Consider the following 6884-nt stretch of genomic DNA (forward strand, 5'->3'; position numbering starts at 1 on the left):
ACAGATACGCAACTATCCCCTCCCTCACAACGCCAAGAATCTTGCCACCCAGCCCCCCGGTCATGAGGCTGAGGACGCCACGAATCACGAGACGCTCCGCTTAAGTAACCTTGCCTCGGCGAGGCTTTTATACAGATGCTGGTAAAGCAGGGATTCTGCTTCGCTCGAGAATCGACCGTTAACGGCCTCCATCGCGCCCCTGCCGCAAGAATTCTCTTCGTCACCGAGCGCCCTAAGTATCGCCTCGGCGATACTTTCGACCGTCACTTCAGCCGCGAGATGCCCGGTAACGCCGTCGATTACCTTGTCTACAATTCCTCCGACGGGAGTGGCCACGATCCGCCGACCGTGGACCATCGCTTCCAATGTCGTGAGACTAGAACCCTCGTACCGGGACGGCTGGACAAACAAATCTGCACCGCTCAGCTCCGATTGAACTTCTTCGTCGGAGCATCCACTGCGGATTCGCAGGTCCACGCCATGATCGTTCGCGTACGCTCGAACACTGTCTAATGCAGCACCGTCGCCGAAGTGCGTCCATCGAAGAGATTTGCCCACCGCGTCCTGAATACGGCGATCTCCGAGCGCTTGCGCGAGTAGGTCGTAACCCTTGTTGCGCACTAATCTTCCGATGGAAACTACTACGAATACATCATTCGACCGGGGTCGGTTCTTGAACGAGGCAAGGGTTCGCAACCTTTCGCAGTCGACTGCGTTCGGAATTACACGGACAGTGTCCGAACATTCAACGTTCCGAGTAATATGATCAACTAGGCTCGCGTCAGTAGCGATCACTGCATCGGCAAATCGCCCCTTTTTCGCCATATGTCTCAGAAACACTCGATTCGGCATTCGTTTAAGAGAGAAAGCTCCAAATGCCTCGAGCCCGTGCGGATTCACGACAGTGACGTAGCGCTTTCTCAAAGAGGTATCTGAGAGTACCGCTGATGTAGCGCCGTGCAGATGGAGAACGGCGTCGCAGGCGCCAGCCCGACGAAGCGCTCTTCGAAGCTTTCTCACCCATAGAAGGTAGGCACAACCAAACGTGGGTCCACCGCCCGTGGACATACCCGCCGGCCACGGAACGTCGATGACACTAACCGAACTCGGAGGATGTCCCGTCATCGCCCCGACATCAGTGAATATCCGGACTGTGTAACCAGCCTTGCACATCGACAGGATGTGCCGCTGGGCGGCGCGCTCCATCCCGCCCACACCGTCATCGAAAGATATTCGCCGAACCGCTACATCAATCTGGGTCATCGGCTTCGTAATTCTAGTTGCAGAGTCCCTGTGCTAGTAGGTTGACCCCAGACCGCCCCGAGGGTCGTACCACGACGGAGGACTGCCTGCCCTGTGCGCTTCATCTCGAGCATGCGCTACCCTGCACATCCATCGATGAGCGCGTTCGCACTGCGGACGCGATCTGTCCACGAGTGTCCGACGGCCTCTTTCCGGGATGCTTCCGATTGGTACTCATCCCAACCGGTTAGAGCACTTTCGACTTCATCGACGAATGTGTTCGCGTCCGCGATCCGCAAGCCGTTTATGGGTTGATCAAGACTTGGCAGAGGCGTCGTAACAACCGTAAGACCCGCAGCAAGATACTCATATACCTTCATCGGGAAGACACCATTCGTATAGTCATTGATTTGATATGGGATCAATCCAACCATGCAAGACGGCAACACTCGAGCGAGTTCAGGAATAGACAGGTTGCCTACGTATTCACATCTCGGATGATCGAGGACGCGACGCATCCCGTCTAGCTCCGTTGATCCGTCGATCCCGCGCGGCCCAGCGACCACGAGTTCGATACCAGAATCGAGAAGCTCCTCAAGGAGACTGAAGTCGACTTTGTGCGGACTGAGGTTACCCGCGAATACAGCACGTTTTTTCCGCGGGACCTCGACATCACTGAAGATTTCTACCTGCGCAACATTTTCCCATAAATTCACCTCCGGGGCGCCCATTCGCAGCAAATGGTCCTTTACAACACGAGAACTAGCAATGACCGAATCGGCCGATTCGATTAGCACTCGTTCTCTCTCGAGCAATAGCGTACTCGGGAGTCCAGCAGAAGTATGTAGGAGGTCCACCGAGTGATAGAAAATCGAATCTGCTCGCCGTTCCAAGCCGTAGGTTATCGGTGAAAAAGTCCACAGCGTCACCCTGTTGGGGAGCTTCCGCCAAACCGTAGCTCTCAGCAAGATAAAGTTAACAAAGCGGACCAGACGAAAACGGTGATACGGCACGACGATTGGCGAGATGATTTTCAACCGCTCCGGGACTTGCGCGTTCTGACTGGACTTGGGGTCAGACTTTCCTTTTCGGACTATTCGGCGCCAGATTCTTGATATATCTCGGCGCGAAATTACAGGCTCACGCAGCCCTAAGGATTCGATGTAGTACACCTCGCGTGTTTCGGCAAGCCCAACGGCGAGGTGCTGCTTGTTCGTCCAAACGTCGCTCAGGAAATCTGCAGTCGACAAAATAACCACAGGTAGTTGTTCACCGCTCATAGTACGTCTTCAATCCATTCCGCGATCTCCGAACGGAATCTGGCCCGACCAAACCGCTTCTCTAGAGAGAGGCTATTTGGCCGCGGCTTGGCGGCAACCCGCTCAACCGCCTCAGCCACCGCTTCGATGTCCTTCGCCGGCGCGACCTGCCCAATCCCTTCGACTGTTTCGGCAGTACCGCCGATTGAGTTTGCGACCACCCGGCCCCCCACAGCCATTGCTTCAACGGGCATGATTCCGAAATCCTCGACGGCCAAGAACACGTATACAAGAGCTTCTTGATACAAGGCGTACAGCATCTCATCACTGACCCGGCCCAGAAACGTTACGTGAGAGCCTAGTTCTTCTGCCAGAGATTCCAAACGATCGCGATCAGGACCTGCTCCAGCAACGACAACTGGGATGCCCATCTTCTTGCCGACCCGAATCGTCTGATCGATTGCCTTGTACGGGACCAATCGCGAAGCCGCGAGAAGAAACGGCCGAGGAAGTTTGTCGAGGACCGTCCGCTCGTTTTCCGTAAGCAACTCAGCCCAGTCATCAACCGTCGAGAGCCGCTCAACGTCGACAGGAGGATGGATAACGCGTGAGGTTCTGTCCCAGCTTCGGGCGATTCGCTGCGCTACATATTCGCTATTCGCCGCCAGAGTGCGAGGATGCCGCGCCGCGTGTCGATCGATAGCGCGGAGACCCGAGGAAGCAATCGTACGCGCAAAACCATGGCCGCGTGAGTCTATTTCCGGCGCCCAGAGGTACCGCGCAGGCGAATGAACGTACACGAAGATTCGCTCGAACGACATTCCGGGCGTGCGGAAGTGATGAGCAAACGCGTGGCTGGAAATGAGCGCCCAGTCGTAGCCTTTGTTCCGCCATATCCTCCAAGTCATCGGCATGAAGGGAAGGGAGGCGACTTTCGACCTGCGAAGAGGCGTGCGAGCGAGCCAGCTCTCTCGGACCCTCGCTTCCTTAAATCGTCCTTGCGCACTGTTCCACAGGCACAGGATATCGGCGTCGGGAGCTAGCTCCGCAAATTCCGCGAGGACCTGCTCAGACCCTCCATACTGCTCGATCCACTCGTGGGCAAGCACCCCGTTAGGTGGGAGGATGATTGGTGGGCGTATTGATCCCGACGGCGACGGCGTACTCATTTTAGGGTCCCGCCCGCACTCCGACCGATCGGCACTTGTCCAAGACATGTAAGCATCAGCAAATCCCTTCACTGCGACTGACTGGTCGATTGGGCAGGGCCACTCCGCCTCCCAAACCTCTAGCGACTGTCGTCATGGACTGCATGAGATTCGAACCAATCACGCCACCGTTGTTGTATATTGATTGAGCTCATGTCTGAACCCTGGTGGGAATGCCGAGTACTACACTCGGTAGTTCCACCCAGCAGACTCCCACACCGTGGGATTCAGACACATTCGCCCGTCGACTAGGTTCTTATGACGAACTCGCTTACCAAGCTCGGCCGGATCGAGCGACAAGAACTCCTGCCACTCTGTTAGGAGAAGCATCGCGTCCGCTTGGTCGCAGGCCTCCAGAGCTGAGGATGAATAGTCGAGGGTGGGGAACAGCTTTCGAGAATTGTCCATCGCCTTGGGGTCATAAACGGAGACGGAAGCACCCTGTAGCTGAATCTGCCCCGCAACGTTGAGTGCGGGCGAGTCGCGGACATCGTCAGATTCGGGCTTGAACGCAGCCCCAAGGATCGCCACCCTCTTGCCTAGCAAGGTGCCACCACAGACTTCCCTGGCAAGCTCAACCATTCGGGTGCGCCGACGCATGTTGACGTTGTCGACCTCCCTAAGGAAAGTCAGGGCCTCGGCAGCACCAAGTTCACCTGCCCTGGCCATGAACGCACGAATGTCCTTCGGCAGGCAGCCACCACCAAAACCGATGCCAGCGTTCAAGAACTTCCGTCCGATCCGGGAGTCATAGCCAATGGCGTCGGCGATGGCTTTCACATCCGCCCCCGCAGCGTCGCAAACTTCCGCGATCGCGTTGATGAAAGAAATCTTGGTCGCTAAGAATGCGTTGGCCGAAGTCTTGACAAGCTCCGCGGTCGGCGGATCGGTGATAATGAAAGGTGTACCCGAGTCGATGATTGAGGAGTAGATATCACGGGACACGCTCTCCGCGCGGCCTCCCGCGAACCTACCCAGCACGAGTCGATCAGGCTGCAAAGTGTCCTTTACTGCATATCCTTCCCGCAAGAACTCTGGGTTCCAGGCGATTTCGACGTCAACGTCCTTTGCCAGTTCAGCAGCACGGTCACTCAGCCGCTGAGCCGTACCGACTGGAACCGTCGACTTGCCGAGAATTAGCCCGTCACGAGTGAGAAGAGGAATTAACTCGTCGATGGCGGCATCCACGTACTGGAGATCAGCACCGTACTCCCCCTTCTTCTGAGGAGTACCCACAGCGATAAAGAACACGTCTGCGAATTCGGCGGCATCCCTATACGAACCCGATACTGTCAGCCGGCCAGAGTCGATATGCTTCCGCAAGAGTTCGGGTAGCCCAGGCTCGTAGAAGGGCACGACCCCCGCTGCGAGTTGCTCACGCTTCTCTGGGTCCACCTCAATGCCCAAGACTTCGTGCCCGAGCTCCGCCATACACGCTGCGTGCGTTGCTCCCAGGTAGCCGAGGCCAAGAACGACCATCCGCATTAGTAAGCACCATCCTTCGCAAGTACAGCTCGTACGGTCCGCCAGAGGATCGAAAGATCCTGCATCATGGACCAGTTTTCGACATAGATCAGGTCGAGTCGAATCCTGTCTTCCTCAGCTAGATCCGACCTGCCCGACACCTGCCAAAGTCCGGTGATACCTGGCTTCACTAGCAGGCGGCGCTCTACAAAGTTCGGGATTTCAGAACCCTCACCGGGCACGAGCGGCCTCGGACCAACGACACTCATATCGCGAGTCAGCACATTGAAGAATTGCGGAAGTTCGTCGATACTTGTTCGACGGATGAAGCGTCCTACAGGGGTGATTCGAGGATCGTTCTCGGACTTGAAGAACACCGATCTCGTTACGCCATCCGATTCTTCAGTAGGGACCTCGTATTTGATTGCATCCGCATCCGGGCGCATCGATCTGAACTTCCACACGTGGAAGACTTGTCCGTCTTTCCCGACGCGTTGGTGCCGGAAGAAAGCAGGTCCACCATCGTACGCTTTTATAGCGATTGCCGTCGTGATCATTACTGGCGCCATGAGCGTCAGCGCAGTGAGGGCGACCACATAGTCCAAGCCAGTCTTCAAGAGTCTCTGCGATGCGCCATATCGAGGCTTGTCAATGTGTAACAAAGGCAAGCCGTCGACTTGGCGCATCATCATGCGCGGTCCAGCAACGTCGGCGACTCCTGGCGCGACCAAAACGTCTACGTCGAGATCTTCGAGCTCCCAGGACAGCTCGCGAACGAACTCTTGCACCGGTGTCGGCGCTGTCAGAGCAACTGCGTTCGCGGCGGAACGCAACACGGCATCACCGATAGAGCCGCATCCACCATAAACGGGAACCGTACGCTCCCCTACTTCAACTTCTCGAATCGCGGTCCGCTGACCGGGAGGCAGACATAGACCGACCACCTCGTACCCGAGAGTCGGCTTCCTATTCAAACGCTTGACCAGAGGAAGAGCCGACTGCATATCACCAACTACGAGGAGCTGGTCCGTGTTCTTAGCCTCTGCACGCTGCCTTCGAAGCCATTGACGCCAAGCCCAACGGGAGACGAAGAGACCGAACGTTCCAAGAGGGAGGGCCACCGCCAAGAACCCTCGTGCAATGTTCAGTCGGAACAGGAGATCCAGGATCGCAAGCACGCCGAATACTGCAAAACAGGCGGTAGCCACGCGGCTGTACTCAGTCGGCCCCGATCCCACGATCCGCCTATCAAGTGTCTGGAACAGGCGCAGTGCCGCGATCCATGTAACGGCGAGTGCAAGGGAAACCACTATCGCGGGTGCATCGAGGGCGCCGGCTGAGGCCATGGCACTGTCCGCACCAAAACGAATCAGCTGTGCCACAGCTACTGCGGACGCGACGATGAGCACATCGCTACAAGCAAGTCGGACTACGTAACCGTGGACCCAAGAGCGCGGACGTCCACGCGCTTCGCTAGTAGCGGAGCGCAACTTGGACGCCGTCCGCTCCGAATCCCACCCCAATCCGTCGTACGCCGGATGATGGGCCACAGCCAACCTCCCAAAACAAAACCGATGAACTCGAAGGCGGCGATCGGCCCCTACGCCCAACCACCAGAACGTCGACGACGCCCGCCCGCAATTGACTTCGCGGATGTTAGTGAGCGTATTTGAGAGTGGTCATATGTACAACTTGAACGCTTTTGTAGTCC

The 6884-nt window shown here is 56.8% G+C and carries 5 protein-coding genes; all 5 read right to left on the bottom strand.

Annotation, left to right across the window (positions count from 1 at the left end; genetic code table 11):
- Nucleotides 1–84: 84 nt before the first annotated feature.
- The 5 genes from GOALK_RS23425 to GOALK_RS10020 all read right to left on the bottom strand — a co-directional run bounded on the left by GOALK_RS23425 (nucleotide 85) and on the right by GOALK_RS10020 (nucleotide 6723).
- Nucleotides 85–1263, bottom strand: a complete 1179-nt coding sequence (locus GOALK_RS23425) for a glycosyltransferase family 4 protein (RefSeq protein WP_081474327.1) — start codon at nucleotides 1261–1263, stop codon at nucleotides 85–87.
- A 116-nt stretch (nucleotides 1264–1379) separates the two neighbouring features.
- Nucleotides 1380–2522: a glycosyltransferase gene (locus GOALK_RS23430; RefSeq protein WP_081474328.1), complete on the bottom strand. Its 1143-nt coding sequence runs from the start codon at nucleotides 2520–2522 to the stop codon at nucleotides 1380–1382.
- A complete protein-coding gene (locus GOALK_RS10010) occupies nucleotides 2519–3670 on the bottom strand; it encodes a glycosyltransferase (RefSeq protein ID WP_006358691.1) in 1152 nt (383 codons plus the stop codon). The genes GOALK_RS23430 and GOALK_RS10010 overlap by 4 nt, the downstream gene beginning before the upstream one ends.
- Nucleotides 3671–3892: 222 nt before the next feature.
- Entirely contained in the window at nucleotides 3893–5194 is a 1302-nt protein-coding gene (locus tag GOALK_RS10015; RefSeq protein ID WP_006358692.1) for a UDP-glucose dehydrogenase family protein, read from the bottom strand.
- Nucleotides 5194–6723: a sugar transferase gene (locus GOALK_RS10020; RefSeq protein WP_006358693.1), complete on the bottom strand. Its 1530-nt coding sequence runs from the start codon at nucleotides 6721–6723 to the stop codon at nucleotides 5194–5196. Before GOALK_RS10020 ends, GOALK_RS10015 begins: the two co-directional genes overlap by 1 nt.
- Between the last annotated feature and the right edge of the window lie 161 nt (nucleotides 6724–6884).

It is taken from the genome of Gordonia alkanivorans NBRC 16433, from assembly GCF_000225505.1.
GTDB classification, from domain to species: Bacteria; Actinomycetota; Actinomycetes; order Mycobacteriales; family Mycobacteriaceae; genus Gordonia; species Gordonia alkanivorans.

What these genes read in the sequence shown, in the direction of transcription:
- GOALK_RS10010 (WP_006358691.1), bottom strand. Translation starts at nt 3,670, where the DNA reads ATGAGTACGCCGTCGCCGTCGGGATCAATACGCCCACCAATCATCCTC.
- GOALK_RS23430 (WP_081474328.1), bottom strand. Translation starts at nt 2,522, where the DNA reads ATGAGCGGTGAACAACTACCTGTGGTTATTTTGTCGACTGCAGATTTC.
- GOALK_RS10015 (WP_006358692.1), bottom strand. Translation starts at nt 5,194, where the DNA reads ATGCGGATGGTCGTTCTTGGCCTCGGCTACCTGGGAGCAACGCACGCA.
- GOALK_RS23425 (WP_081474327.1), bottom strand. Translation starts at nt 1,263, where the DNA reads ATGACCCAGATTGATGTAGCGGTTCGGCGAATATCTTTCGATGACGGT.